This window comes from Janthinobacterium sp. 61 (assembly GCF_002846335.1).
Lineage (GTDB): Bacteria > Pseudomonadota > Gammaproteobacteria > Burkholderiales > Burkholderiaceae_D > Janthinobacterium.
On sequence record NZ_PJMQ01000001.1, the window covers coordinates 4,912,932 to 4,938,552 of the forward strand.

26 protein-coding genes are annotated in these 25,621 nt (G+C 61.2%); 25 read left to right on the top strand and 1 reads right to left on the bottom strand.

The window, feature by feature from the left end; translation table 11 throughout:
* The first annotated feature begins 6 nt into the window (after nucleotides 1-6).
* The 22 genes from CLU92_RS22270 (at nucleotide 7) to CLU92_RS22375 (ending at nucleotide 20,917) form a co-directional block, all read left to right on the top strand.
* Nucleotides 7-456 carry a gamma-butyrobetaine hydroxylase-like domain-containing protein gene (locus CLU92_RS22270; RefSeq protein WP_101483635.1) on the top strand — a complete coding sequence of 150 codons (450 nt, stop codon included), beginning with the start codon at nucleotides 7-9 and terminating at the stop codon, nucleotides 454-456.
* A 98-nt stretch (nucleotides 457-554) separates the two neighbouring features.
* Complete coding sequence (locus tag CLU92_RS22275) at nucleotides 555-899, top strand: YciI family protein (RefSeq protein WP_101483636.1); 345 nt, start codon at nucleotides 555-557, stop codon at nucleotides 897-899.
* A 2-nt stretch (nucleotides 900-901) separates the two neighbouring features.
* Nucleotides 902-2,143 (top strand): RNA polymerase sigma factor, encoded by a 1,242-nt coding sequence (locus CLU92_RS22280; protein ID WP_101483637.1) that lies wholly within the window; start codon nucleotides 902-904, stop codon nucleotides 2,141-2,143.
* Nucleotides 2,144-2,172: 29 nt separating this feature from the next.
* Complete coding sequence (gene ubiE, locus CLU92_RS22285; RefSeq protein ID WP_034753359.1) at nucleotides 2,173-2,907, top strand: bifunctional demethylmenaquinone methyltransferase/2-methoxy-6-polyprenyl-1,4-benzoquinol methylase UbiE; 735 nt, start codon at nucleotides 2,173-2,175, stop codon at nucleotides 2,905-2,907.
* A 31-nt stretch (nucleotides 2,908-2,938) separates the two neighbouring features.
* On the top strand, nucleotides 2,939-3,883 hold the full coding sequence (locus CLU92_RS22290; protein ID WP_101483638.1) for a Tim44 domain-containing protein: 945 nt from the start codon (nucleotides 2,939-2,941) through the stop codon (nucleotides 3,881-3,883).
* A 152-nt stretch (nucleotides 3,884-4,035) separates the two neighbouring features.
* Nucleotides 4,036-4,674: an SCP2 domain-containing protein gene (locus tag CLU92_RS22295; protein ID WP_166674655.1), complete on the top strand. Its 639-nt coding sequence runs from the start codon at nucleotides 4,036-4,038 to the stop codon at nucleotides 4,672-4,674.
* Nucleotides 4,671-6,242, top strand: coding sequence for a ubiquinone biosynthesis regulatory protein kinase UbiB (gene ubiB, locus CLU92_RS22300; protein ID WP_101483640.1), 1,572 nt, complete (start codon nucleotides 4,671-4,673; stop codon nucleotides 6,240-6,242). Before CLU92_RS22295 ends, ubiB begins: the two co-directional genes overlap by 4 nt.
* Before the next feature lie 19 nt (nucleotides 6,243-6,261).
* Nucleotides 6,262-6,864: a methyltransferase gene (locus CLU92_RS22305; protein WP_101483641.1), complete on the top strand. Its 603-nt coding sequence runs from the start codon at nucleotides 6,262-6,264 to the stop codon at nucleotides 6,862-6,864.
* 91 nt (nucleotides 6,865-6,955) lie between these two features.
* Entirely contained in the window at nucleotides 6,956-7,264 is a 309-nt protein-coding gene (locus CLU92_RS22310; protein ID WP_101483642.1) for an FmdB family zinc ribbon protein, read from the top strand.
* Between the two features lie 41 nt (nucleotides 7,265-7,305).
* Nucleotides 7,306-7,947 carry a DUF502 domain-containing protein gene (locus CLU92_RS22315; RefSeq protein WP_101483643.1) on the top strand — a complete coding sequence of 214 codons (642 nt, stop codon included), beginning with the start codon at nucleotides 7,306-7,308 and terminating at the stop codon, nucleotides 7,945-7,947.
* A 63-nt stretch (nucleotides 7,948-8,010) separates the two neighbouring features.
* Entirely contained in the window at nucleotides 8,011-9,813 is a 1,803-nt protein-coding gene (gene aspS, locus CLU92_RS22320; RefSeq protein ID WP_166674654.1) for an aspartate--tRNA ligase, read from the top strand.
* A gap of 85 nt (nucleotides 9,814-9,898) precedes the next feature.
* Nucleotides 9,899-10,363: a dihydroneopterin triphosphate diphosphatase gene (gene nudB, locus CLU92_RS22325; protein ID WP_101483645.1), complete on the top strand. Its 465-nt coding sequence runs from the start codon at nucleotides 9,899-9,901 to the stop codon at nucleotides 10,361-10,363.
* Between the two features lie 19 nt (nucleotides 10,364-10,382).
* Nucleotides 10,383-10,676 carry a hypothetical protein gene (locus CLU92_RS22330; protein ID WP_070345870.1) on the top strand — a complete coding sequence of 98 codons (294 nt, stop codon included), beginning with the start codon at nucleotides 10,383-10,385 and terminating at the stop codon, nucleotides 10,674-10,676.
* A 97-nt stretch (nucleotides 10,677-10,773) separates the two neighbouring features.
* Nucleotides 10,774-11,595, top strand: coding sequence for an endonuclease/exonuclease/phosphatase family protein (locus CLU92_RS22335; RefSeq protein WP_101483646.1), 822 nt, complete (start codon nucleotides 10,774-10,776; stop codon nucleotides 11,593-11,595).
* A 9-nt stretch (nucleotides 11,596-11,604) separates the two neighbouring features.
* Nucleotides 11,605-12,768 (top strand): cardiolipin synthase ClsB, encoded by a 1,164-nt coding sequence (clsB, locus tag CLU92_RS22340; RefSeq protein WP_101483647.1) that lies wholly within the window; start codon nucleotides 11,605-11,607, stop codon nucleotides 12,766-12,768.
* Nucleotides 12,765-13,154 (top strand): RNA-binding S4 domain-containing protein, encoded by a 390-nt coding sequence (locus tag CLU92_RS22345; RefSeq protein ID WP_077398991.1) that lies wholly within the window; start codon nucleotides 12,765-12,767, stop codon nucleotides 13,152-13,154. Before clsB ends, CLU92_RS22345 begins: the two co-directional genes overlap by 4 nt.
* 257 nt (nucleotides 13,155-13,411) lie before the next feature.
* On the top strand, nucleotides 13,412-14,014 hold the full coding sequence (locus tag CLU92_RS22350; RefSeq protein WP_034753385.1) for a TetR/AcrR family transcriptional regulator: 603 nt from the start codon (nucleotides 13,412-13,414) through the stop codon (nucleotides 14,012-14,014).
* A gap of 79 nt (nucleotides 14,015-14,093) precedes the next feature.
* Nucleotides 14,094-15,884 (top strand): acyl-CoA dehydrogenase C-terminal domain-containing protein, encoded by a 1,791-nt coding sequence (locus tag CLU92_RS22355; RefSeq protein ID WP_034753387.1) that lies wholly within the window; start codon nucleotides 14,094-14,096, stop codon nucleotides 15,882-15,884.
* Between the two features lie 14 nt (nucleotides 15,885-15,898).
* On the top strand, nucleotides 15,899-18,298 hold the full coding sequence (locus tag CLU92_RS22360; RefSeq protein ID WP_101483648.1) for a 3-hydroxyacyl-CoA dehydrogenase/enoyl-CoA hydratase family protein: 2,400 nt from the start codon (nucleotides 15,899-15,901) through the stop codon (nucleotides 18,296-18,298).
* 62 nt (nucleotides 18,299-18,360) lie between these two features.
* Nucleotides 18,361-18,807 carry a PaaI family thioesterase gene (locus CLU92_RS22365; protein ID WP_101484831.1) on the top strand — a complete coding sequence of 149 codons (447 nt, stop codon included), beginning with the start codon at nucleotides 18,361-18,363 and terminating at the stop codon, nucleotides 18,805-18,807.
* A gap of 60 nt (nucleotides 18,808-18,867) precedes the next feature.
* Nucleotides 18,868-20,064, top strand: a complete 1,197-nt coding sequence (locus tag CLU92_RS22370) for an acetyl-CoA C-acyltransferase (protein ID WP_101483649.1) — start codon at nucleotides 18,868-18,870, stop codon at nucleotides 20,062-20,064.
* A gap of 73 nt (nucleotides 20,065-20,137) precedes the next feature.
* Nucleotides 20,138-20,917, top strand: a complete 780-nt coding sequence (locus tag CLU92_RS22375; protein ID WP_101483650.1) for an enoyl-CoA hydratase — start codon at nucleotides 20,138-20,140, stop codon at nucleotides 20,915-20,917.
* A 156-nt stretch (nucleotides 20,918-21,073) separates the two neighbouring features.
* On the opposite strand, the gene CLU92_RS22380 is transcribed toward CLU92_RS22375, so the two are convergent.
* Nucleotides 21,074-22,006, bottom strand: coding sequence for a LysR family transcriptional regulator (locus tag CLU92_RS22380; protein ID WP_101483651.1), 933 nt, complete (start codon nucleotides 22,004-22,006; stop codon nucleotides 21,074-21,076).
* Nucleotides 22,007-22,154: 148 nt separating this feature from the next.
* On the opposite strand from CLU92_RS22380, the gene CLU92_RS22385 reads away from it, so the two are divergent.
* From CLU92_RS22385 to CLU92_RS22395, 3 genes are all read left to right on the top strand, one after another.
* The gene (locus CLU92_RS22385) at nucleotides 22,155-23,552 is read left to right on the top strand and encodes an amidohydrolase family protein (protein WP_101483652.1); all 1,398 of its coding nucleotides are present in this window, start codon (nucleotides 22,155-22,157) and stop codon (nucleotides 23,550-23,552) included.
* Between the two features lie 208 nt (nucleotides 23,553-23,760).
* Complete coding sequence (locus CLU92_RS22390) at nucleotides 23,761-24,369, top strand: TetR/AcrR family transcriptional regulator (protein WP_101484832.1); 609 nt, start codon at nucleotides 23,761-23,763, stop codon at nucleotides 24,367-24,369.
* A gap of 82 nt (nucleotides 24,370-24,451) precedes the next feature.
* The gene (locus tag CLU92_RS22395) at nucleotides 24,452-25,615 is read left to right on the top strand and encodes an iron-containing alcohol dehydrogenase (RefSeq protein WP_101483653.1); all 1,164 of its coding nucleotides are present in this window, start codon (nucleotides 24,452-24,454) and stop codon (nucleotides 25,613-25,615) included.
* The last annotated feature ends 6 nt before the right edge of the window (nucleotides 25,616-25,621 follow it).

Genomic DNA, 25,621 nt, shown 5'->3' on the forward strand with positions numbered 1-25,621 from the left:
ATTGTCATGACTGAAAAAGCAGCAACACCCCAACCGACCGGTTTGACCGTGCACAACCAGTCGCGCGTGCTCGACGTGGCTTTCGACGATGGCAGCGAATTTGCGCTGCCGTTCGAATACCTGCGCGTGTACTCGCCTTCGGCCGAAGTGCAGGGCCATGGCAAGGGCCAGGAAACCTTGCAGTTAGGAAAGCGCCTGGTGGGCATCACCAGCCTGGAACCCGTCGGCAACTACGCCGTGCAACCGACCTTCAGCGATGGCCACAATTCCGGTCTGTACACCTGGGCCTACCTGTACAAGCTGGGCGCGGAGCAAGCTACCTTGTGGCAAGCCTACCTGGACCAACTGACGGCAGCCGGCTACCCGGGTGACAGCGGCCGCGACGCCAAGGCCGACATGACGGTCAAGCAATCTTCCGGTCACGATCACGGCCCGAGCTGCGGGCATAAACACTAAGGTGAAAAAATAGTGCGGTAATCTTGTCGGATTGCTGCTGGTTCGTTCGTCGTATGAATGCCCGCGCTTGCGGGCATTTTTCTTTTGGAGAAGAGACTATGGAATACCTGATCCTGATCTACGCCGACGAGGCGCGCTATGCCGCAATGCCAGAAGGGCAGATGGCCAGCCTGATGGCGGACTTTGCCAGTTACACGCAGGACCTGGAAGCAGCCGGCGTGCTGCGCGGCGGGGCCGAGCTGGCGCCTGTGGACAACGCCACCTGCGTACGTGTGCGCAATGGCAAGCCTGTCATCACGGATGGGCCGTTTGCGGAAACCAAGGAGCAGCTGGGCGGCTACTATCTGCTCGCCTGCGCCAACCTGGACGAGGCGCTGGCCTGGGCTGCGCGTTGCCCGGTAGCTTCCCTGGGCACCATCGAAGTGCGGCCGGTGACGGCCTGAGCATGGCTGGCGACGCCATCGCGGCCGTCGAGCACGTCTTTCGCCAGGAGAGGGGCAGGGTATTGGCCGGCCTGATGCGGCGTTTCGGCGACCTGGGCCTGGCGGAAGATATGTTGCAGGAAGCATGCCGCAAGGCGCTGGAACTGTGGCCGCACACGGGCATTCCCGATAGTCCCGCCGCCTGGCTCAGTGCCGTGGCGCGCAATGCCGGCCTCGATCAGGTGCGCCGCGCGGGCAAGAGCGTCGTCGATGCCGAGGCCGTGCTGTCGAGCCTGCCGGCATCTGCGATGGAAGAAATGCACGCCATCGACGATGACCGCCTGCGCCTGCTGTTCATCTGCTGTCATCCCGCGCTGGCGCCCGAGGCGCAGGTAGCGCTGGCCCTGCGTACCCTGTGTGGATTGTCCACGGGCGAGATCGCGCGCGCCTTCGGCCTGGCAGAAGCGGCCCTGTCGCAGCGGCTATTGCGCGCCAGGCGCAAGATCGCCGAAGCGCGCATTCCTTTCGAGTTGCCGCGGACGCAAGACTGGCCACACCGGCTGGCGCAAGTACAGCATGTCATCTATCTGGTATTCAGTGAAGGCTATTGTGCCAGCGGGGGCGATAGCCTGGTGCGCGCGGACTTGTGCGCGGAGGCGCTGCGCCTGGGGCGGCTGCTCGACAGCCTGCTGCCCTGCCAGCCGGAAGTGCAGGGTTTATTGGCCCTGATGCTGCTGCAGGCATCGCGCGGCCCGGCCCGTCTCTCGCCCGGCGGTGAACTGCTGACCCTGGAAGAGCAGGACCGGCGCCTGTGGCAGCGTGACTTGATCGCCGAGGGACAGGCCATGCTGGCGCTGGCTTTGCCGGCGCGTTCGCCGGGACCGTATCAGTTGCAGGCCGCCATTGCCGCCTTGCACGCCACGGCGGCTGCGGCCAGCCAGACGGATTGGCGCCAGATCAGCGTCCTGTATGGCGCCTTGCTGCGGCACAAGCCGGAACCCTTGATTTTGCTCAATGCGGTGATTGCCTGTGCGATGGCGCATGGCGCCGAGCACGGCCTGGCGTGGCTGGCGCGGCTGGAAACCGTGCCCAGCCTGGCGCAATCGCATTATCTGCATGCGGCCAGGGCCGACTTGCTGCGCCGCCAGGGCGACCGGCGGGGGGCACTGGCGGCGTATGCGCAGGCGGCAAAGCTGGCGTCGAATGCAGTGGAAAGGCAATACCTTCTCCGGCGTCAGGGGGAAATGCGCCTGCCGCTTGTATAATGCGTGCAAGTTCAAACAGACTGCCTACCATGACCAATACGACCCATTTCGGATACAAAACAGTTGCAGAAGACGACAAAGTGCGCGAAGTCGCCAAGGTGTTCCATTCCGTCGCTGCCAAATACGACGTGATGAACGACTTGATGTCGGGCGGGCTGCACCGTCTGTGGAAGACGTTCACCATTGCCAACGCGGGCGTGCGTCCCGGCTTCAAGGTGCTCGACATCGCCGGCGGCACGGGCGACCTGTCGAAGGCGTTTGCCAAGCAGGCGGGTCCTACCGGCGAAGTCTGGTTGACCGATATCAATGAATCGATGTTGCGCGTGGGCCGCGACCGCCTCTTGAATCGCGGCTTGCTCACCCCCACCTTGTTGTGTGACGCGGAAAAACTGCCGTTCCCCGATAACTATTTTGACCGTGTCAGCGTGGCCTTCGGCCTGCGCAACATGACGCACAAGGATGTGGCGCTGGCGGAAATGCGCCGCGTGCTGAAGCCGGGCGGCAAGCTGCTGGTGTTGGAATTTTCCAAGGTGGCCGCACCGCTGCAAAAGCCGTATGACCTGTATTCGTTCTCGGTCTTGCCATGGTTCGGACAGAAAATCGCCGGCGACGCGGAAAGCTATCGCTACCTGGCAGAATCGATCCGCATGCACCCGGACCAGGAAACGCTGAAGACCATGATGGAAACGGCGGGCCTGGAGCGCGTGCAGTACTACAATTTGACGGCAGGCATTGCCGCTTTGCATACCGGCATCAAGATGTAGTTCACCCTTGCCGGTGATTTTAGGAGATGGAATGAAATTGAAGAAATTTATGGTTGGCATGATGCTGGCCGCGACCACGGTATCCATGCTGGGCGAGGCGCTGGCCCGTCCGATGGGCGGTGGCCGTTCGTTTGGCCGCCAGTCGCAAAACGTGGGCCGCCAGGCGCCCGCACCAGCACCGACCCCGGCACCGGCTGCCACGCCACGCCAGGCGCAACCTGCGCCAGCCCCCGCACCGGCACCTGCCGCCAAGGCACCGAGCCGCTGGAAGGGCTTGCTGGGCGGCGCCTTGCTGGGCCTGGGTTTGGGCGCGCTGCTGTCGCATTTCGGCCTGGGCGGCGCCCTGGCCAGCATGATCAGCACCCTGCTGATGGTGGCTTTGCTGGCTGGCGTGGCCTTCTTCATCTATCGCATGGTGCGCGGCAAGCGTGACAACAATACCAGCGGCAATGCGCCGTTCGCGGGCTTTGGCGGCAACCAGCCTGCGCCGGCCGGCAACGTGCCCGACATCGGCTCGCGCATTCCACCGCTGCCGCCGCTGCAGCCCGTTTCGTCCGGCGTCGGCCTGGACAAGCCGGCACCGGCTGCTGCGCCATGGGGCGTGCCTGCCGATTTCGACAAGGATGCCTTCCTGCGCCACGCGAAGAGCAATTTCATTCGCCTGCAAGCGGCCTGGGACAAGGCGGACGTCAACGATATCCGTGAATTCACGTCGCCGGAAGTGTATGCGGAACTGCGCATGCAAATCCAGGAACGGGGCGCGCAGCCAGACTTTACCGATGTCGTCACCATCGATGCCGAACTGCTGGGCATCGAGACGAGCGTCAACGATTACCTGGCCAGCGTGAAGTTTACGGGCCTGATCCGTTCGGCGCCGGGCGCCGCGGCCGAGCCGTTCGCGGAAGTATGGAATATGTCGAAACCCGTCAGCGGCAATAGCGGCTGGGTCTTGGCAGGCATCCAGCAATTGAATTAATTGTCAAAACTTGCTGAATCATGGCTTAAGTCCATGCGGAATGCATGATGCTTGACAGATATTTCCTGCTGAACTGGTAAGATCGAAACCGCCCACGTTGTTTTACGGGCGGTTTTTTCTTTTTTGGGGCGCGCGCGGCGCGCGGTATAGACATGTCACCACTTTCCGATCTCTCCCTGATGACGCCCGTCATCGCGACCATCAACCATTTGCTGGCGCAGGAGCCGTGGGCGCGCCAGCAGTTGGCACTGCACGCGGGCAAGCTGGCCTGCATCGACACGGGGGCAGTGGCTTTGCGCCTGCGGGTAGACAGCGCAGGCATGCTGGAAGCGGCGCCGGCCGATATGCCGGCTAACGTCACCATCCGCGTGAAATTGTCCGATGTGCCGCTGATCCTGCAAAACCGCGAACGGGCGTTTTCCTACGTCAAGATTGAAGGCGATGCCGAGTTTGCCAATGCGATTTCGCAATTGAGCAAAGGCTTGCGCTGGGAAGCCGAGCATGACCTGGAAAAGGTATTCGGTCCCATGCTGGCCACGCGCCTTGTTTCCGGGGCGAAAGATGCGGCCGCTTTTGTGCGCACGGGCCAGCAGAAGCTGGCCGAAAGCGTGGCTGAATATTTTCTCGACGAAGAGCCCATGCTGATCCGTCCTTCTACCTTGCAAGAGTATTCCGCGGGCGTGACGCGCGTGCGCGATGACGTCGAACGCCTGGCCAAGCGCCTTGCCCGGCTGGAAAAGGCGGCAGCCGCCGCCCAGCCTTTGTCTCCCACACCGGATTTGTCTACATGATATTGAAATTCCTGCGCCTGTTTAAAATCATCCGTGTTTCCATCAAGTACGGTCTGGATGAGATAGCGATTTCTGGTCTGCAAGTTCCCCGCACCGCCAAATTGATCGACACCCTGATTTTCTGGCGCGACCTGTCGTCGCCACGGGGTTTGCGCCTGCGCCTGGCGCTGGAAGAGCTGGGTCCCATTTTCGTGAAATTCGGCCAGGTGCTGTCGACCCGGCGCGATTTGATGCCGCTCGACATCGCCGAAGAACTGGCGCGCCTGCAAGACCGCGTGCCGCCCTTTGATTCCGACCTGGCCATCGCGCAAATCACCAAGTCGCTCGGTGCGCACCCGGACCAGCTGTTTGCCAGCTTCGAGCGCGAGCCGGTGGCTTCGGCCTCGATTGCCCAGGTGCACTTCGCCACCCTGAAAGATGGACGCGAAGTGGCCGTGAAGGTCTTGCGTCCAGGCATGAAAAAGCTGATCGACGAAGACGTGGCCCTGATGCACATCGCCGCCGACTGGACCAGCCGCCTGTGGGCCGACAGCAAGCGCCTCAAGCCGAAAGAGGTGGTGGGCGAGTTCGACAAATACCTGCACGACGAGCTGGACCTGATGCGCGAGGCAGCCAATGCCAGCCAGCTGCGCCGCAACTTCGCCAACTCGGACTTGCTGCTGGTGCCGGAAATGCACTGGGATTATTGCTCCAGCAGCGTCATCGTGATGGAACGCATGGTTGGCATTCCCGTGTCGCAGATCGACCGCCTGGTGGCGGCCGGGGTGGACTTGCGCAAGCTCTCCAGCGATGGCGTGGAGATTTTCTTCACGCAAGTGTTCCGCGACGGCTTTTTCCATGCGGATATGCACCCGGGTAATATTCTCGTATCGATCGCGCCCGAATCGTTCGGCCGCTACATCGCCCTGGACTTTGGCATCGTGGGCACCCTGAACGACTACGACAAGGATTATCTGTCGCAAAACTTCCTCGCCTTCTTCCGCCGCGACTACAAGCGCGTGGCCGAGGCGCACATCGAATCGGGCTGGGCGCCGAAGGATACGCGCGTCGATGAGCTGGAAGCGGCCGTGCGCGCCTGCTGCGAGCCGATCTTCGACCGCCCGCTGAAGGATATTTCTTTTGGACAAGTTTTGCTGCGCCTGTTCCAGACCTCGCGCCGCTTTAACGTGGAAGTGCAGCCGCAACTGGTGCTGCTGCAAAAGACCCTGCTCAATATCGAAGGCCTGGGCCGCCAGCTCGATCCGGAACTGGACCTGTGGCAAACGGCCAAGCCTTATCTGGAAAAATGGATGAGCAACCAAGTGGGGCCGCAAGGCTTCATGGAGCGCCTGCGTGCCGAGGCGCCCCGTTATGCGCATATCTTCCCGCAACTGCCGCGTTTGCTGCACCAGGCCTTGACGGTGCATGGCGAACCGCGCGAAAACGACGTGGAATTGATGAAAACCTTGCTGGCAGAGCAACGCCAGACGAATCGATTGCTGAGCTTTATCGTGTACTTCGTGGGTGCCTTTGCCCTCGGTGCGCTGGGCTTGCAAGTGTTCATGCGCTGGCATCAACTGCCGTTTTAACTGGCTGAGGACGTAAGTGATGGCTGACTTTCAAACCCGCGATCCGCTCTCGCCCGCCTTCTGGGACGAGCGTTTCGAGAAGCAATTTACGCCCTGGGACCAGGGCGGCGTGCCCGCGCGCCTGCGCAGTTTCGTTGCCGGCAGTCCCGCGCCGCTGCGCTGCCTGATTCCCGGCTGCGGCTCGGCCTATGAACTGGTCTTCATGCTCGATCACGGCTGGCATGCCACGGCCATCGACTTTTCACCGGCCGCCGTGGCCGCCGCGCGCGCTGTCGTCGGTGCGCGGGCAGGGCAGGTGATGGAAGCCGATTTCTTTGCCTGGCAGCCAGAAGCGCCTCTGGACCTGATCTATGAGCGGGCTTTCCTGTGCGCCATGCCGCGCGCCATGTGGCCGCAAGTGGCGGCCCGCTGGGCGCAGCTGCTGGCGCCGGGCGCCATGCTGGCCGGTTACTTTTTCTTCGACGACAATGCCAAGGGGCCGCCATTTGGTATTTCGCGTGAGCAATTGCAGGCCTTGCTTGCGCCGCATTTCGACTGCCTGGCCGACGAAGCCGTGGACGATTCCATTGCCGTCTTCGCAGGCAAGGAGCGCTGGATGAGCTGGCGCCGCCGGGCGGACTGAGCCTGGCAGGCCGAGCGAGCGGGCATTTTCCGCTGGGAATGGCGGAAAAGCTTTATAATTCAGGGTTTTTGATGATTTTCTCGGAGTAGAGATGCCGATTTACGCTTACCGTTGTGACGAGTGTGGTTTTGCCAAGGATGTCTTGCAAAAGATCTCCGATCCAGTACTGACGGTGTGCCTGTCGTGCGGCAAGCCCAGTTTCAAGAAACAATTGACGGCCGCCGGTTTCCAATTGAAGGGCACTGGCTGGTACGCGACCGATTTCCGCGGCGGCACGGCGCCCACCACGGCTATTCCGACCGGCCCGGCCGATAACGCCAAGCCCGCCCCAGCCGCCGAGAGCGCGCCTGCCGCGGCGCCTGCGTCCACCCCGGCTGCTGCTGCGCCGAAAGCGGATTGAAAAAGCGCGCCGCGCCGATACGATCCATTACCGAGAAACCGATGCGTAAATACTTTATTACCGGATTACTGATTTTGGTTCCCCTGGCCATTACCGCCTGGGTCTTGAATCTGGTCATCAGCACAATGGACCAGTCGCTGTTGCTGGTGCCCGGCAGTACGCAGCCCAGCGTATGGTTCGGTCACAAGGTTCCCGCGCTGAGCACCATTCCCGGCCTGGGGACGGTATTGACGGTACTGATCGTTTTCTTCACGGGCTTGCTGACGAATAACCTGGTCGGCAATTACGTGGTGAAACTGTGGGAAAAATTGCTGCAACGCATACCCATCGTCAATTCCCTGTATTCAAGCGTCAAGCAAGTGTCCGATACCTTGTTTTCCCCGTCGGGCAATGCCTTCCGCAAGGCTGTGCTGGTGCCGTATCCGCACCAGAACTCCTGGACCATCGCCTTCCTGACCGGCGTGCCGGGCGGCGATGCGGCGAACCACCTGGTGGGCGACTATGTCAGCGTGTATGTGCCGACGACGCCCAACCCGACGTCAGGCTTTTTCCTGATGATGAAGCGTAGCGATGTAGTCGAACTCGACATGAGCGTCGATGCGGCGCTCAAATATATCGTCTCGATGGGCGTGGTAGCGCCTGCGGAAGTTGTTGCTGTACCGGCCCCGGCAGCCAAAGAATAAAGGCAGGCGTCCCACGAGGGACGTGGCCGGATTGAACACTCACTAACCTGAACTGAGAATTTTATGTCTATGCGTACTGAATACTGCGGCCTCGTTACCGAAGCCATGCTGGGACAAACCGTCAGCCTGTGCGGCTGGGTACATCGCCGCCGCGACCACGGCAGCCTGATTTTCATCGACTTGCGCGACCGTGAAGGCCTGGTGCAAATCGTCTGCAACCCGGAGCAAGCGGAGATGTTCAAGGTCGCCGAAGCCGTGCGCAACGAATTCTGCCTGCGCGTGACGGGCGTCGTGACGAGCCGTATCGACGGCACCATCAACAACAACCTGAAATCGGGCAAGATCGAAGTGGTCTGCTCGGAACTGGAAGTGCTGAACCCTTCCGTACCCGTGCCGTTCCAGCTCGATGATGACAACCTGTCGGAAACGACGCGTCTGACGCACCGCGTGCTGGACCTGCGCCGCCCGCAAATGCAAAACAACCTGCGCCTGCGCTACAAGGTGACGATGGAAGTGCGCAAGTACCTCGACGCGCTGGGCTTCATCGACATCGAAACGCCAATGCTGACCAAGTCCACGCCAGAAGGCGCGCGCGATTACCTGGTGCCGTCGCGCGTGAACGCGGGCAGCTTCTTCGCCTTGCCGCAATCGCCACAGTTGTTCAAGCAACTGCTGATGGTCGCCAACTTCGACCGTTACTACCAGATCACCAAGTGCTTCCGCGACGAAGACTTGCGCGCTGATCGCCAGCCTGAATTCACGCAGATCGATTGCGAGACCTCGTTCCTGACGGAACAGGAAATCCGCGACCTGTTCGAAGACATGATCCGTGTCGTCTTCAAGAACACCTTGAACATCGACTTGCCGAACCCGTTCCCGGTGATGGATTTCGCCGAAGCGATGGGCCTGTACGGTTCCGACAAGCCGGACATGCGCGTCAAGCTGGCATTCACGGACTTGACCGAAGTCATGAAGACGGTCGAATTCAAGGTCTTCAACGGCGCCGCCAACATGAAGGGCGGCCGCGTGGTGGCCCTGCGCGTGCCGCAAGGCGGCAGCATGCCGCGTTCGGAAATCGACGCTTACACGCAATTTGTCGCCATTTACGGCGCCAAGGGCCTGGCTTACATCAAGGTCAACGAGAAAGCCAAGGGCCCTGAAGGCTTGCAGTCGCCGATCGTCAAGTTCCTGCCTGCCGACGTGCTGGCCACGATTCTCGAGCAGACGGGCGCGCAAGACGGCGACTTGATTTTCTTTGGCGCGGACAAGGCCAAGGTTGTCAACGACGCCATCGGCGCACTGCGCGTAAAAATCGGTCACAGCGAGTTCGGCAAGAAAGCCGGCCTGTTCGAGGACGTCTGGAAGCCATTGTGGGTGGTCGACTTCCCAATGTTCGAACACGACGAAGAAGCGGACCGCTGGACGGCGACCCACCATCCGTTCACGGCACCGAAAGACGGCCATGAAGACATGCTGGAAACCAATCCGGGCGCCTGCATCGCCAAGGCCTACGACATGGTCTTGAACGGCTGGGAACTGGGTGGCGGCTCGATCCGTATCCACCGCGAAGAAGTGCAAAGCAAGGTCTTCCGCGCATTGAAAATCGATGCCGAAGAAGCGCAGCTGAAGTTCGGCTTCCTGCTTGACGCCCTGCAATACGGCGCGCCACCGCATGGCGGCCTGGCATTCGGCCTGGACCGTATCGTGACCATGATGACGGGTTCCGATTCGATCCGCGACGTAATCGCCTTCCCGAAAACCCAACGCGCCCAGTGTCTGCTGACACAAGCGCCGTCGGAAGTGGACGAGAAGCAATTGCGCGAACTGCACATCCGTTTGCGTGGCGCCGAGCCTAAAGTTGCGTAATGCAGCATGCGGCCGCTGCGGCGGCCGCTGTTTGATAATGCTATGCAAAAAGAGGCGCTGACGAGGCGCCTTTTTCATTGTTGATATGAACCATAAAATTCCCGTTTCCGTGCTGGTCGTCATTCATACGGCTGATCTGGACGTCTTGCTGATCGAGCGCGCGGGCCAACCCGGTTTCTGGCAATCGGTGACCGGTTCCGTCGACGCCGTCGACGAACCGCTGCTGCAGACGGCCGCGCGCGAATTGTGCGAGGAGACCGGTATCGTCGTCGATGGACACGACATCGTGCTGCGCGACTGGAACTTGTCGAATGTGTACGAGATCTATCCGATCTGGCGCCACCGCTACGCCCCCGGCGTGACGCGTAACACGGAACACGTGTTCAGCGTGCAAGTGCCGCGCGATACACGCATTACGCTGAGTCCCCGCGAACACTTGCAATACGCGTGGTTGCCCTATCTGGCGGCGGCCGACCGCTGTTTCTCGTCGTCCAACGCGGAAGCGATTTTGCAATTGCCGGCCATGACGGGCCTGGCGCGTCCTGCCTGATTTCCCTAGAAAGCCTTCCATGTTGAACTGGTTTAATCTCTCGCTGCAACAAAAACTGGCTGGCACATTCTGCCTGGCGCTGTGCCTGGTCGTGATTCTGGCGGCCAGTCTGTACACGCCGCCCGAACGCACGCCGCCGGTCGGCTTGCCGCTTATGGCGATCGGCTGGCTGCTGCATCCGGGCGCCTTTGCCAAGGGCAAGCGCACCGTGGCCTGGCGCGGCGCACCGTTGCTGGTCAAGGTAGTGTGGGCCGCCGGGATCGCGGCGGCCGGCGTCAGCGTCGCCAGCGGCCTGGCGCGCATGTTTGCCTGAGCCTGGCGGCGCCGATGGCGAGCCAATCCAGGAATTAGGTGCGCACGCGCACCTACGCAGGCGCCGCGCGGGGTCCGTCTGGGAGTAGAATCAAGGCATGAAAATCCGCGTAGCAACTTATAATATACACAAGGGCGTCTCCTCCGTTCGTGGCTTGCCCAGAGTGCATGCCTTGAAGCAGGCAATCGCTCTGTTCAATGCCGATGTCGTCTTTTTGCAGGAAGTGCAAGGCAAGCATGACCGCAATGCGGCCCGCTATGGCGCCGAGAAGAATGGTCACAAGCATTGGCCGGAAGCGTCGCAGCATGAATTCTTTGCCGGCGCCGAACACCATTCCGCGTATGGCATGAATGCCGTGTATGACCATGGCCATCATGGCAACGCCTTGCTGAGCAAGTTTCCCATCGCCTCGCAAACCAACCACGACGTGTCCGACCATGCCTACGAGCAGCGCGGCATCCTGCATTGCGTGCTCAAGACGCCGCAGGCCGACGTGCATTGCTATGTCGTCCACCTGGGCCTGTTCGAATCGGGACGGGGCCGCCAGACGCAGGCGCTGATCGACGCCGTCATGGAATCGGCGCCGAATGGCGAGCCCGTCATCATCGCCGGCGACTTCAACGACTGGCGCAATACGCTCAGCGACAAGCTGCGCAATGCGCTGGGCGTGGTGGAAGTATTCGACCAGCGCGCGTCGAACTCGGCTTTGGGCGACCTGGTGCGCACCCTGGCGCGGCGCCAGACGAAAACACCCGTGCCCGTGCCGGCGCGCACCTTTCCCGCCGCCTTGCCTTGGTTCCGCCTGGACCGCATCTATGTGCGCGGTTTCCACGTGGAAGGCGCGCAAGTGATGCACGGCACCTTGTGGGCAAAATTGTCGGACCACGCGCCGATCGTTGCTGCTTTAAAACTCGCGTAGACTGCCGGCATGCGCACAGTCAATTTCATCGCCCACAACGACATCCAGCTGCTGTATTGCGGCACCGATTACTTTCCTGCCTTGATAGCCGCCATCGACGGCGCGCGCTCGGAAGTGTATTTCGAAACGTATATCTTTGCCGACGACGCCACGGGCACCCTGGTGCTCGATGCGCTCAAGCGTGCTGCCGCGCGCGGCGTGCTGGTGTGCATGATCACGGACTGGTTCGGCACCGGCAACCGCCGCGTGAAAGCCATGCATGCGCAGCTGGAAGCGGCCGGCGTGCACCACCGCATCTTCAACCCGTGGTTCCGGCGCGGCATCACGCGCACCCACCGCAAGATCTGCGTTGCCGATGGCGAGATCGCCCTGGTGGGGGGCATCAATATCAACGATGACATGTTTTGCGACTACGACCACAATATCAGCCTGGAAGCGCCGCGCTGGGATTTTGCCGTGCAGGTGAAGGGCCCGCTGGTGGATGCCATCCATGAGGAAGTGCAGGCCCAGTGGGCGCGCTTGGGCAAGATGAACCTGGTGCGGCGTATCAAGCTGTACCGCAAGATGCGGGTCGTCAGCAAGGAGCTGGCGAAGAACCCCGTCGTGGCCGGCTTCGTCGTGCGCGACAACTTGCGCAACCGCCGCACCATCCAGCGCGCCTACTTGCAGGCGCTGGGCCAGGCGCGAAAAAACGTGATGCTGGCCAACCCGTATTTCGCGCCCGGGCACAAGCTGCGCCACGCCCTGGCCCAGGCGGCCCAGCGGGGCGTCGACGTGGTCTTGCTGATCGGCGTGGGCGAGTTCCGCATGCAAGATGCCGTGGCGCACTCGTTTTACCCGAAACTGCTGGCTGCCGGCGTGAAAATCGTTGAATACCGCAAGACGCAGCTGCACGCCAAGGTGGCCGTCGTCGACGATGATTGGGCGACGGTCGGTTCCAGCAATATTGACGCGCTGAGCCTGTTCCTGAACCAGGAAGCCAACGTGGTCATCAAGGACGTGGCCTTCGCGCAAAGCTTGCGCCAGCACATCGAGCAGGGCGTGGCGGACGGCATCGTGATTCACCAGGATGATTTCAAGCACATCGGCCGTTTCCGGCGCATCGGCTACGAAGCAGCCTTCCTCCTGTACCGGCTGGTGATGCGCATTTTTTCAGTAGGCAAGTACGCATGAACGAGATGACAACGGTAAGGCTGGACAAATGGTTGTGGGCGGCGCGCTTCTTCAAGACGCGCTCGCTGGCCAGCGAGGCCGTCGACACGGGCAAGGTGAAAGTGGGCGGCGAACGCGTGAAACCGGCGCGCAGCCTGCGCGTGGGCGACGAGCTGGCCATCGACAATGGTGCGGAGACATGGGAAGTGGCCGTGCTGGGCCTGTCCGACAAGCGCGGTGCAGCACCCGTGGCGCGCCTGCTGTACGGGGAAACGCCGGCCAGCATTGCCCGCCGCGAGCAGCTGGCCGAGGAGCGCAAGCTGTTCCGCGAGCCAGGTACCACCATCAAAGGGCGGCCGACCAAGCGCGACCGCCGTCAACTGAGCAAGGCAGGCGACCTTTCCTGAGGCGCAGCTGTTGTTGTAAGGCAATGGCGCGCAACGCTTTTGTCCTCGTGAAATTGCTATAAACACTTAGCCAAAAAATGCTGCGCTGCACCAATAGAACGTCGGCTCTAAAGTTCCCGTTTGACTTTTACGTGGTAGTGGATAATAGTACGAGCGTTCGGATTTTTTCGGAGCGTGCTTTTTTTACCCGCGTTCCCATCCGCCAGACCGGCAACATCACTTTTAGAACGGACCTCTTGAATACTTCAGTCAAATTCATGCGCAAGGGCGAACTGACCCGTGCAGCCATCCTCGACGTGGCGCTGGACCTGTCCAGCCGCGACGGCCTGGAAGGCCTGACCATTGGGCTGCTTGCGGACAAAATGAACATGAGCAAGTCGGGCGTGTTTGCCCACTTTGGCTCGCGCGAAGACTTGCAGATGGAAGTGCTGAAGCTCTACCACTATCGTTTCGAGCAAGAAGTCTTTTTCCCCAGCATGAAAGAACCACGCGGCATCCAGCGCCTGCAATCGATGTTTGCGCGCTGGGTCAAGCGGGTCAGCGTGGAAATCGCTTCCGGCTGCATCTATATCAGCGGCGCCGTCGAGTATGACGACCGTCCCGGCCCCATCCGCGAGGCCCTGGTGGCCATGGTGCGGGCCTGGCAGGGTGCGCTGCTGCGCTGTGTCGAGCAATCGATTGCCACGGGCGACCTGAAAGCGGACACGGACGCCCAGCAACTGGTGTACGAGATGTATGGCCTGATCCTGGCCCTGCATCACGACGCGCGCTTCTTGCGCGTGCCAGGCAGCATCGAACGGGCGCAAGCGGGCTTTATCCGCCTGCTGGCGTCGTACCAGAATTCCGTCACAAGCAAATAAGCCGTCAGGCAGTATCCGCAGCAACGCACACGCAGTTCACAAGTACAACACTTTAGCTAAACGCCTTCAGGAGAAAATTATGGGTCAATACGTCGCGCCAATCCGGGATATGCAATTCGTTCTGCATGAGTTCCTGCAAGTGGAAGAAGAACTGAAGCAAATGCCGTCGTACGCCGACGTCGACGCCGACATTATCAACCAGGTACTGGAAGAGGGCGGCAAGTTCACTTCCGAGGTTTTGTTCCCCCTGAATCACTCCGGCGACCGCGAAGGCTGCCACCACGATCCTGTCACGAAAAGCGTGACCACGCCTAAAGGTTTCAAGGAAGCGTATAAACAGTACGTCGAAGGCGGTTGGGCGGCATTGGCTTGCGATCCTGAATACGGCGGCCAGGGCTTGCCGGTCGTGCTGAACAATTCGTTCTATGAAATGCTGAACTCGTCGAACCAGGCCTGGTCCATGTACCCTGGCCTGTCGCACGGCGCCTACGAGTGCCTGAAGGAACACGGCACCGACCACCAGAAGGAAGTGTATCTGCCGAAACTGGTGTCAGGCGAATGGACGGGCACCATGTGCCTGACGGAGCCGCATTGCGGCACCGACCTGGGCCTGCTGCGCTCGAAGGCATTGCCTGAAGCGGACGGTTCCTGGACCATCACCGGCAACAAGATCTTCATCTCGGCCGGCGAGCATGACATGGCGGAAAACATCCTGCACCTGGTGCTGGCCCGCGTGCCGGACGCGCCTGAAGGCTCGAAAGGCATCTCGCTGTTCCTGGTGCCGAAATTTCTGCCGAATGCGGATGGCACGGTCGGTGAGCGCAACCCGATCACCTGTGGCGCCATCGAAGAAAAAATGGGTATCCATGGCAATTCGACCTGCCAGATGAACCTGGACGGCGCAAAAGGCTGGATCATCGGCCAGCCGAACAAGGGCCTCAACGCCATGTTCGTCTTCATGAACGCGGCCCGCCTGGGCGTGGGCATGCAGTCGCTGGGCCTGACGGAAATCGCCTACCAGAACGCGCTGATCTACGCCAAGGACCGCACGCAAATGCGTTCGCTGTCCGGCATCAAGAACCCGGAACTGCCGGCCGACCGCATCATCGTGCACCCTGACGTACGCCGCATGCTGTTGACGGGCAAAGCCTATGCCGAAGGCGCGCGCGCTTTCACTTCCTACGTGGCGCTGCAGATTGACCGCGAACTGCACCATCCGGACGCCGATGTGCGCAAGGAAGCGGCCGACGAAGTGGCACTGCTGACCCCTGTCATCAAGGCTTTCATCACCGACAATGCCTGGATCGCCACCTCGGACGCGATGCAAGTGTTCGGTGGCCACGGCTACATCTCGGAATGGGGCATGGAGCAGTATGTACGTGACGCGCGCATCAACATGATCTACGAAGGTACGAACACGATCCAGTCGCTGGACCTGCTGGGCCGCAAGATCCTGGGCGACAACGGCGCCAAGCTGCGCAAGTTCGGCGAAAAGATCAAGGCTTTCGTCGAGGACAACGGCACCGATGAAGCGATGAGCGAATTCGTCACACCACTGGGCGACCTGGGCGACAAAGTCACCAAGCTGACCATGGAAATCGGCATGAAGGCATTCCAGAATCCTGACGAAGTGGGCGCGGCATGCGTGCCTTACCTGCGCGTCGTCGGCCACATGATCTACAGCTACCTGTTCGCGCAGATGGCCAAGATCGCCCTCGAAAAAGAATCCAGCGGCGACAAGTTCTATACCGCCAAACTGGCTACCGCACGTTTCTACTTCGCCCGCTTGCAGCCTGAGACGGCAACCCTGATCCGTCAGGCACGTTCCGGTTCGGCCAACCTGATGGCACTCGACGCAGACCTGTTCTAAGACTTGAGGAAAATATGACCAATTTCATCGTTAAAAAAGTAGCCGTCCTCGGCGCCGGCGTGATGGGCGCGCAGATTGCCGCCCATTGCATCAACGCGAAAGTGCCGGTCGTGCTGTTCGACCTGCCGGCCAAGGAAGGCCCGAAGAATGGCATCGTGCTGCGCGCCATCGAGAACCTGAAAAAGCTGTCGCCTGCGCCGCTGGGCAACAAGGATGACGCCGCGCTGATCCAGGTGGCCAACTACGAAGACAACCTGGACCTGCTGGCCGGTTGCGACCTGATCATCGAAGCCATCGCCGAGCGCATGGACTGGAAACACGACCTGTATCAAAAGGTCGCGCCGCACATCGGCCCGAACGCGATCTTCGCCTCGAACACTTCGGGCCTGTCGATCACCAAGCTGGCCGAAGGCTTCGACGCCGACCTGAAAGCGCGCTACTGTGGCGTGCACTTCTTCAACCCGCCGCGCTATATGCATTTGGTCGAGATCATCCCGACCGCGTTTACCAAGCCTGAAATCGCCGACCAGCTGGAAGGCTTCCTGACCACCACCCTGGGCAAGGGCGTGGTACGCGCCAAGGATACGCCGAACTTCATCGCCAACCGCGTTGGCGTGTTCGGCATCCTGGCCATCGTGCACGAAGCCGAGAAATTCGGCCTGTCCGTGGACGTCGTCGATGACCTGACGGGCTCCAAGCTGGGCCGTGCCAAGTCGGGCACCTTCCGCACCGCGGACGTGGTCGGCCTGGACACCATGGGCCATGTGATCAAGACCATGCAGGACTACCTGCCGAACGATCCGTTCGCTGCCGTCTACAAGACGCCAGCCGTGCTGGCGCAACTGGTGGAAAAAGGCGCGCTGGGCCAGAAGAGCGGCGCGGGCTTCTACAAGAAAGTCGGCAAGGAGATTCAGCGCCTGGACTTCGCCACCGGTGAATACGTCGCCGGCGGCGCCAAGGCTGCCGACATCATCGCCCGCATCCTGAAGGAAAAGGATCCGGTCAAGAAGATGAAGGCGCTGCGCGAATCGACGAATCCGCAAGGCCAGTTCCTGTGGGCGATCTTCCGCGACGCTTTCCACTACATCGCCATCCACCTGGACACCGTGGCCGACAATGCGCGCGATATCGACTTCGCCATGCGCTGGGGCTTCGGCTGGAACGTCGGTCCGTTTGAAACGTGGCAGGCATCGAACTGGCTGCAAGTGGCCAACTGGGTCAAGGAAGACATCGACGCCGGCCACGCGCTGTGCAACGCACCGCTGCCAGCCTGGGTCTTCGAAGGTCCGGTCGCTGAAAAAGGCGGCGTGCATACTCCGGAAGGTTCCTACTCCGCCGTGTCGAACAGCTTCGTGCCCCGTTCGACCCTGTCCGTGTATGACCGCCAGCCATTCCGCGCGCCAGTACTGGGCAGCGGCGCCATCGACGGCAAGACCGCCGGCACCACCGTCTTCGAAGACGAATCCGTGCGCGTCTGGCATACGGGCGACGATGTCTTGATCATCTCGTTCAAGACCAAGATGCACGTGATCGGTGAAGGCGTGATCAATGGCCTGAAACTGGCCCTGGCCGAAGCCGAAAAGAATTTCAAAGGTTTGGTGATCTGGCACGCCGACGCAGCCGAAGGCGGTGCCTTCTCGGCCGGCGCCGACCTGCAATCGGCCCTGCCAGCGTTCATGCAAGGCGGCGTGAAAGCCGTCGATCCGATCATCGCCGAACTGCAGAATACCTTCATGTCGCTGAAATACGCGAACGTGCCGGTGATCGCCGCAGTCGCTGGCCTGGCCCTGGGCGGCGGTTGCGAACTGGCGCTGCACGCGTCGAAGCGCGTGGCCTCGATCGAGTCCTACATCGGCCTGGTGGAAGTGGGCGTGGGCCTGATTCCTGCCGGTGGCGGCTTGAAGGAAGCGGCGCAGCGCGCCTACAAGGAAGCCAAGGGTAACGACATCCTGCAATTCCTGAAAACGGGCTTCACCAATGCGGCCACCGCCAACGTGTCGAAATCGGCGCTGGAAGCCAAAAAAATGGGCTACCTGAAGGAAGACGACGTGATCGTGTTCAACGCCTACGAGCTGCTGCACGTGGCCAAGGTCGAAGCGCGCGCCATGTTCGACGCGGGCTTCCGTCCGCAACTGCCGTCGCTGATCCAGGTCACGGGCCGCTACGGCTGGGGCACCATCAAGGCGCAGCTGGTCAATATGCGCGACGGCGGCTTCATTTCGGCGCACGATTTCAAGCTGGGCGAGATGATCGCCGAGATCGTATCGGGCGGCGACGTGGACCAGGGCAGTTTCGTCAGCGAACAGTGGCTGCTGGATATGGAACGCAAGGCATTCCTGGAGCTGTTGAACCATCCGAAAACCCAGGAACGGATCATGGGCATGATGCAGACCGGTAAGCCGGTACGCAACTAAGCCCATCGTCGATGAAGATCCTGTCGTTGGTATTTAAAGTATTACTGCGCGTGAGGCCAAGCATGGTGTATGACCGTATCAAACAACAGATGATGGACACCTTGCCCTTCGTGCGGCTGCTGGGGATCAGCATCGACGACATCGGCGCCGGCACCTCCAGGGTGTCGATGCCGGAAGATCCAAAACTGAATAATCACCTGGGCACGCAGCATGCGGGCGCCTTGTTTACCCTGGCCGAAACGGCTTCCGGCGCGGCCATGGCTGGCGGCTTCGCCGAGCTGATACTGGGCTTGCGCCCGGTGGCCAAGGAGTCGCGTATCGCTTACCAGAAGCTGGCCCGGGGCGCGACGCGCGCCGAAGGCCGGGTACCGGGCGACCTGGCTGCCTTGAAGGCGCAGCTGGCACAGGACGGCAAGGTGGCGTTTCCCGTGGAAGTCGATATCTTCGACTCTGAAGGCACGCTGGCGGCACAGGTGACGGTGGACTGGTATTTGTCGCAGAAGCGATAGACCAGCATCCCGGAAATTCGACAGAACACGAACCTCGTTCAACATCTTTGAAAGAATAAAATGAGCAAACAACTTCAAGACGCTTACATCGTCTCTGCAACCCGCACCCCGATCGGCAAGGCGCCGCGCGGCATGTTCAGAAACACCCGCCCGGACGACCTGCTGGTGCGCGTGCTGCAATCGGCCCTGGCGCAAGCACCTGGCCTCGACCCGGCGCTGATCACCGACGCCATCATCGGCTGCTCGTTCCCGGAAGCGGAGCAGGGCTTCAATATCGCCCGTAACTCGGTGCTGCTGGCCGGCTTGCCGAAAACCGTGGGCGGCGTGACCGTCAACCGTTACTGCGCTTCGGGCATCACGGCCATTGCCATGGCGGCCGACCGCATCCGCGTGGGCGAGGCCGACGTCATGATTGCCGGCGGCATCGAATCGATGTCGATGGTGCCGATGATGGGCCACCACCCATCGATGAACCTGGACATGTTCAGCGATGAAAACATCGGCATGGCCTACGGCATGGGTCTGACGGCCGAAAAAGTGGCGCAACAATGGAAAGTGTCGCGCGAACAGCAGGACGCGTTCTCGGTCGAGTCGCACCGCCGCGCCATCGCCGCGCAGCAAGCCGGCTTCTTCAAGGCCGAAACGACGCCCGTGGAGATCATCACGCGCACGCCGAACCTGGCTACCGGCCAGGTCGATGTGACGCGCCGCACGGTCGACACCGACGAAGGCGCGCGCGCCGATTCGACGATGGAGTCGCTGGGCAAACTCAAACCTGTGTTTGCCGCCAAGGGTACCGTCACGGCCGCAAACAGCTCGCAGATGTCCGATGGCGCTGGCGCGCTGTTGATCGTCAGCGAAAAGATTTTGCGCGAGCATAACCTGACCCCGCTGGCGAAATTCTCTTCGTTCGCCGTGCGCGGCGTGCCGCCGGAAATCATGGGCATCGGTCCGAAATTCGCGATTCCTGCAGCGTGCGCCGCCGCCGGCATCACACAAGACCAGCTGGACTGGATCGAACTGAACGAAGCATTTGCCGCACAGGCGCTGGCAGTCATCGGCGACCTGGGCCTGGACCCATCGAAGGTCAACCCGATGGGCGGCGCTATCGCCCTGGGTCACCCGCTGGGCGCCACAGGCGCCATCCGCGCGGCCACCGTGATCCACGCACTGCAGCGCACCAAGCAGAAGTACGGCATGGTCACGATGTGCGTCGGTGCCGGCATGGGCGCCGCCGGAATCTTTGAGCGCGTATAAGCTTGACGGGCTGAAGCAATAAAACAGGGCGCTGCGGGATTATCCCGGCGCCCTTTATATTTTTGGAGACGACATGGATATTTTGTGCAGCAAGAGCGAGGGCATCCTCACCCTGGAATTCAACCGCCTGGAACGCAAGAATGCGATCACGGGCGCCATGTACCAGACCCTGGCCGATGCGCTGGTGGCTGCCGAGACGGACAACGACGTGCGCGCCATCCTGATCTGCGGCAAGCGCGAGATTTTCACGGCTGGCAACGACCTCGATGACTTCATGAAGACGGCGCGGCCGAAGGATGGCTCGCTCGACCATGACCGTCCCGTGTTCCAGTTCATGCGCGCCCTGTACGGCAGCAGCAAGCCCGTGGTGGCAGCGGTCTCTGGCCCCGCCATCGGCATCGGCACGACGCTGTTGATGCATTGCGACCTGGTCTACGCGGCCGACAATGCCAGCTTCTCGATGCCGTTCACGCAGCTGGGCCTGTGCCCGGAATTCGGCTCCAGCCTGTTGCTTACGCAACTGGCCGGTTACCCGCGCGCGGCGGAAAAACTGATGCTGGGCGAGTCGTTCCCGGCACAGGAAGCGCTGGAGATGGGCTTGGTCTCGAAAGTCGTGCCCCTGTACGAATTGATGACGTACGCGCAAGGCCAGGCCGCCAAGCTGGTGGCCCTGCCAGCCGCATCCATCCGCGCCACCAAGCGCCTGATGAAACAAAGCCGCATGGAACCGGTGAAGGCGGCCATCGCGGAAGAAAACAAACTGTTCAGCGCCATGCTGGGCGGCGCCGAAGCGAAGGAAGCGTTTACGGCCTTCTTTGAAAAGCGCAAGCCGGACTTCAAGAAGTTTGCCTAGGCTGGATGCCGACCATCTGCTGCACCTGGACGCAGACTGGGATAGCATCCCAGCTGCTCCAAGATGCTGGTGATAACGTCGAAGGCAATTCGGCAAGCGTCCAGTCAGGAACCGTATCGGTACTGCCGCATTCGCAAAGTGCCGATGGATGCGCAGTCAGATTTTTAGTGTAGTGTGACGAGGCGATTGCTCTAATGTGGCGTTGCTGAACAGCTCAATAGTCCAGTCGGTGAACGCTCGCATCGCCGGGGACAGAAAGCGGTGATGGGGGTAGAGTAGTGATACCGGCACCGGCGCTGGCCGCCTGTCGGCCAGCACCTCGACCAAATCCCCGGCTTGCAAATGGTCGGTCACCAGGATCTCGGCCAGCTGCATCAAGCCGTGGCCGTCGAGGCTCAGCTTGATGTACAGCCCGGTCTCGTTGACCGCTACCGAGCCCGGCACCGGGATGGCAATGCTGATGCCCTCGTCGACGAAATGCAGATCGCTCCCCCGCCGCGCGGTGCTGGAAAAATAATGGACCGCCCGGTGTCGTTGCACATCCTCCAGGACCTCGGGAACACCCAGCTCGGCCAGGTAGGAAGGGGCTGCGCAGGTGATCCAGCGCAGTTCGCCCAGGCGGCGCGCGACCAGCGTCGAGTCATCGAGGCTACCGGTGCGGATGACGCAATCGACTCCCTCCTGTATCAAGTCCACCTGGCGATCATTGACGCCGATCATCAGGTAGATATCCGGGTAGCGCTGCTGGAATTGCCGTAACTGCGGCAGGATTAGGGCATGGGCAATGCCGCCAGGCATATCGACGCGCAATCGTCCTTGCGGGCGCTCGTTTGAGCCTTGCAGGCTGGCTTCGGTGTCGGCGATCAGGTCGAGTATTTCGCGGCAGCGGTGGAAGTAGCGCTCACCTTCCGGTGTCAGGCTGAGGTTTCTGGTGGAACGATTCAGCAAGCGCGTCTGCAAATGTTTTTCCAGCCGCTTGATGACGCCGGTGACCGACGATGCCGGCAAGCCCAGGGTCTCTGCTGCGCGCACAAAACTCCTGCTCTCGACCACGCGAAGGAATACCTGCATTGCTTGTACGCGATCCATGGCTTGTCCGTATGGCGGTAAAGGAAACGGCACTATAACCCAACATTGTTCGGATTTTCTGCATGGTGAAAACCTCCATGCCTACTTTTTCTGCATGCTTGCCTGCACTAGACTGGGTGCAACTCATTACCTATGGCAGGAATCAATCATGCTTGAACAAGCCCCTCAATTGCAGGCTCTGCTTGCGCCGCTGGCCGCAGTCCCACACAAGATGCTGATTCGAGGCGCAACGATCATCAGCATGGATGGCAATGTTGGCAATTTGCCCAAGGGCGATATCCTGATTGCCGATGGCGCCATTGCCGCCATCGGCTTGCACCTGGAGGCTGATGGTGCCGAAGTGATCGATGCCGCGGAGATGATTGCCATTCCGGGCATGGTCGATACGCATCGCCATTCCTGGGAAGGCCAGTTGCGCCGCATCAACCCGAATGCGGCAACGCTCGAGGACTATTGCAACGCCACGCATTTCTCGTTTGCCAAGTACTACCGGCCGCGCGACATCTACGTGGGCAACCTGCTCACGGCCTTGGGCTGCATCGATGCCGGCATCACGACCGTGATCGACAACTCCCACAACAGCCGCACAGGGGCGCACTCCGACGCGGCAGTCGAAGCACTGCTCGATACGGGCATCCGCGCGGTGCACGCCTCCGGAGCACCCGTATCGGGTGTCTGGGATGAGGCGCACTGGCCTGGCAACCTCGCGCGCCTGCAGGCCAAGTATTTCAGCAATCCTGACAGCCTGGTGACACTGGCCATGATGGCGCAGCTGGAACCTGAGCAGTGGGCCGTCGCGCGAGCACTGGGTATTCCCATCGTGACCGAGTTTTTTGGCGGTGGCATGGCAGCCGAGCTCGAAGGCTTGCACCAGCAGGGGCTGCTTGGCAGCGACAACATCTTCAACCACTGCACCTGCCTGCCGGAATCGGGCTGGAAAATCTTGCGCGAGGCAGGTGTGCGCGTCAATGTATGCCCGCGTTCGGATGCCCACTACGGTATCGAGGATGGCATGAACGCCTGGCAGGCCGCGTTCCAGCACGGCATACGCCCCGGTCTGAGTGTCGACAACGAGACTTCATATAGTGGCGACATGTTCATGGAAATGCGCGTGGCGTTCTACCTGCAAAGGGTCATGGGACATAGCCAGCGCCTCCATGGTCATCACCATGTGGCGGCGCCCACCGATGCGTTTCGCTTGCTGGAGGCTGCCACGATTGACGGCGCCGCTTGTGCGGGGCTGGAACAACGCATCGGCAGCTTGAGCCCAGGCAAGCAGGCCGACCTGGTACTGATACGCACCAGCGACCTCAACCTGTACCCGGTCAACAACGCCATCGGTACCGTAGTGCACGCGGCGGAGCGCAGCAATATCGATACCGTCATCATCAAGGGGCGCGTGCGCAAACGCGGTGGCGTCGTGCTGGGCGTGGATCAGGCAAAGCTGCGCGCCGCCATCGACGAGTCCTGTGCCCATCTGTTCAATGCCGCCGGTTACCAGCCCGATCTGTTTGGGGTATCGTTCGCACCGATCCAGCATGCGTAAGCGGTGCCTGATGAATGCGATACTGTTAACGTGTTTTCTACCAGCCGCGCCAATGCCCGTTCATTCATGGCAAGAAGGTCAGCCCATAGACGAAGGGGCGTGCGATCACAGGGATAGGCAATGAGGGTATCGGGGAGGCGCCTGATTTTCGGATGGTTGGACAGTGGCAAGTGTAGACGACTGGTCTAATTGTGCTATCATGCAGCGCATGAAAGCTGAATACACCGATGTGCGCCAGCACATTATCGACCAGGGCAAGGCCATCATCACGCGCAAGGGCTTTGCCGGCGTGGGGCTGAACGAGATTTTGTCGGCCGCCGACGTGCCCAAGGGTTCGTTCTACCATTACTTCAAGTCCAAGGAATTGTTTGGTGAAGCGATGCTGGAAGATTACGTCACCGGCTACCTGGCCGGGATGGAAGACGTGCTGGGCCAGCCGGGCCAGAGCGCGGCGCAGTCGCTGATGGCGTATTGGGCCAGCTGGACCAGCGAGAGCCTCGATGGCAGCGGTTGCGACTGCCGCTGCCTGGTGGTCAAGCTCAGCAGCGAAGTGGCGGACATGTCCGAACCGATGCGCGTGGCGCTGCTGGACGGCACCCACCGCATCATCGCCAGGCTGGCCCAGGCCATCGCACGGGGCAGGGCGGACGATTCGCTGCCATCGGTGGCCGATCCCGCGCAGATGGCCGCCACTTTGTACCAGCTGTGGCTGGGCGCGGCCCTGCTGACCAAGCTGCGGCGCGACGCCAGCGCCTTGCAAACGGCCTGGCAGGCGACCCTGGACATGTTGCAGCTGTCGCCGGACAGCTACCGATAGCCAGCAAGCAAGCGGACGCGCCACGTCCGCGTTTTTTTTGAGTGAATAGTAGACGACCAGTCTAATAATAAGGGGCGACAGCATGAAAAATTTTGAATTCCATAACCCGACCCGCATCGTGTTCGGTGCCGACACTGTCACCACATTGTCTACCCTGGTGCCGCACGATGCGCGCGTGCTGATTTTGTACGGCGGCGCCAGCGCGGAAAAGACGGGCACCCTGGCCGAAGTGCGAACTGCTCTTGCGCTGGGCCAGCGCAGCGTGCAGGAGTTTGGCGGCATCGAACCCAATCCCAGCTATGAAACCCTGATGCGCGCCGTGGCGCAGGTGCGTGGCGCCAAGCTGGACTTCCTGCTGGCCGTCGGTGGCGGCTCTGTCATCGACGGCACCAAGTTCGTCGCCGCTGCCGCCCTGTACGACGGCGAGCCATGGGAAATCGCCGAACGCGGCGGCGCCAACGTACGTCAAGCCCTGCCTTTTGGCACGGTGCTGACCTTGCCGGCCACGGGTTCTGAAATGAACAGCGGCGGCGTGGTGACGAAAAAAGCCACGCATGACAAGCTGAGTTTTCGCAGTCCCTTGCTGTACCCGCAATTTTCCGTGCTCGATCCGAGCAAGACTTTCACGTTGCCGGCCAGACAGGTGGCCAATGGCCTGGTCGACGCCTTTGTCCACACCACGGAACAGTATTTGACCTATCCGGTGCAGGCGAAGGTGCAGGACCGCTTTGCCGAAGGCTTGCTGCAGACCCTGGTCGAGATCGCTCCGCAAGCGGTGGCCGCGCCTGACGATTATGCCACCCGCGCCAACCTGATGTGGACGGCCACGCTGGCGCTGAATGGCCTGATCGGCGCGGGCGTGCCGCAGGACTGGGCCACCCACATGATCGGCCATGAACTGACAGCCCTGTACGACATCGATCACGCACGCACCCTGGCCCTGGTGCTGCCGGCACTGCTGGACGTACAGCGCGAGCAGAAGCGCGGCAAATTGCTACAGTATGGCGAGCGTGTCTGGAACATCACCGTTGGCAGTGAAGACGAGCGCATCAGCGCCGCCATCGCCAGCACCCGCGCCTTCTTTGAAGGCCTGGGCATTCCGACCCGTTTGTCCGCTTACCAGCTGGGCCAGGAAGCGGTGGAAGCGGTCTTGACGCAACTGGAAGCACATGGCATGACCTCCCTCGGCGAACACCGCGATATTGACCTCGCGCGTAGCCGCCGTATCCTCGAAGCAGCACTGTAACCCTGA

What these genes read in the sequence shown, in the direction of transcription:
- CLU92_RS22270 (WP_101483635.1), top strand. Translation starts at nt 7, where the DNA reads ATGACTGAAAAAGCAGCAACACCCCAACCGACCGGTTTGACCGTGCAC.
- CLU92_RS22275 (WP_101483636.1), top strand. Translation starts at nt 555, where the DNA reads ATGGAATACCTGATCCTGATCTACGCCGACGAGGCGCGCTATGCCGCA.
- CLU92_RS22280 (WP_101483637.1), top strand. Translation starts at nt 902, where the DNA reads ATGGCTGGCGACGCCATCGCGGCCGTCGAGCACGTCTTTCGCCAGGAG.
- ubiE (WP_034753359.1), top strand. Translation starts at nt 2,173, where the DNA reads ATGACCAATACGACCCATTTCGGATACAAAACAGTTGCAGAAGACGAC.
- CLU92_RS22290 (WP_101483638.1), top strand. Translation starts at nt 2,939, where the DNA reads ATGAAATTGAAGAAATTTATGGTTGGCATGATGCTGGCCGCGACCACG.
- CLU92_RS22295 (WP_166674655.1), top strand. Translation starts at nt 4,036, where the DNA reads ATGTCACCACTTTCCGATCTCTCCCTGATGACGCCCGTCATCGCGACC.
- ubiB (WP_101483640.1), top strand. Translation starts at nt 4,671, where the DNA reads ATGATATTGAAATTCCTGCGCCTGTTTAAAATCATCCGTGTTTCCATC.
- CLU92_RS22305 (WP_101483641.1), top strand. Translation starts at nt 6,262, where the DNA reads ATGGCTGACTTTCAAACCCGCGATCCGCTCTCGCCCGCCTTCTGGGAC.
- CLU92_RS22310 (WP_101483642.1), top strand. Translation starts at nt 6,956, where the DNA reads ATGCCGATTTACGCTTACCGTTGTGACGAGTGTGGTTTTGCCAAGGAT.
- CLU92_RS22315 (WP_101483643.1), top strand. Translation starts at nt 7,306, where the DNA reads ATGCGTAAATACTTTATTACCGGATTACTGATTTTGGTTCCCCTGGCC.
- aspS (WP_166674654.1), top strand. Translation starts at nt 8,011, where the DNA reads ATGTCTATGCGTACTGAATACTGCGGCCTCGTTACCGAAGCCATGCTG.
- nudB (WP_101483645.1), top strand. Translation starts at nt 9,899, where the DNA reads ATGAACCATAAAATTCCCGTTTCCGTGCTGGTCGTCATTCATACGGCT.
- CLU92_RS22330 (WP_070345870.1), top strand. Translation starts at nt 10,383, where the DNA reads ATGTTGAACTGGTTTAATCTCTCGCTGCAACAAAAACTGGCTGGCACA.
- CLU92_RS22335 (WP_101483646.1), top strand. Translation starts at nt 10,774, where the DNA reads ATGAAAATCCGCGTAGCAACTTATAATATACACAAGGGCGTCTCCTCC.
- clsB (WP_101483647.1), top strand. Translation starts at nt 11,605, where the DNA reads ATGCGCACAGTCAATTTCATCGCCCACAACGACATCCAGCTGCTGTAT.
- CLU92_RS22345 (WP_077398991.1), top strand. Translation starts at nt 12,765, where the DNA reads ATGAACGAGATGACAACGGTAAGGCTGGACAAATGGTTGTGGGCGGCG.
- CLU92_RS22350 (WP_034753385.1), top strand. Translation starts at nt 13,412, where the DNA reads ATGCGCAAGGGCGAACTGACCCGTGCAGCCATCCTCGACGTGGCGCTG.
- CLU92_RS22355 (WP_034753387.1), top strand. Translation starts at nt 14,094, where the DNA reads ATGGGTCAATACGTCGCGCCAATCCGGGATATGCAATTCGTTCTGCAT.
- CLU92_RS22360 (WP_101483648.1), top strand. Translation starts at nt 15,899, where the DNA reads ATGACCAATTTCATCGTTAAAAAAGTAGCCGTCCTCGGCGCCGGCGTG.
- CLU92_RS22365 (WP_101484831.1), top strand. Translation starts at nt 18,361, where the DNA reads ATGGTGTATGACCGTATCAAACAACAGATGATGGACACCTTGCCCTTC.
- CLU92_RS22370 (WP_101483649.1), top strand. Translation starts at nt 18,868, where the DNA reads ATGAGCAAACAACTTCAAGACGCTTACATCGTCTCTGCAACCCGCACC.
- CLU92_RS22375 (WP_101483650.1), top strand. Translation starts at nt 20,138, where the DNA reads ATGGATATTTTGTGCAGCAAGAGCGAGGGCATCCTCACCCTGGAATTC.
- CLU92_RS22380 (WP_101483651.1), bottom strand. Translation starts at nt 22,006, where the DNA reads ATGGATCGCGTACAAGCAATGCAGGTATTCCTTCGCGTGGTCGAGAGC.
- CLU92_RS22385 (WP_101483652.1), top strand. Translation starts at nt 22,155, where the DNA reads ATGCTTGAACAAGCCCCTCAATTGCAGGCTCTGCTTGCGCCGCTGGCC.
- CLU92_RS22390 (WP_101484832.1), top strand. Translation starts at nt 23,761, where the DNA reads ATGAAAGCTGAATACACCGATGTGCGCCAGCACATTATCGACCAGGGC.
- CLU92_RS22395 (WP_101483653.1), top strand. Translation starts at nt 24,452, where the DNA reads ATGAAAAATTTTGAATTCCATAACCCGACCCGCATCGTGTTCGGTGCC.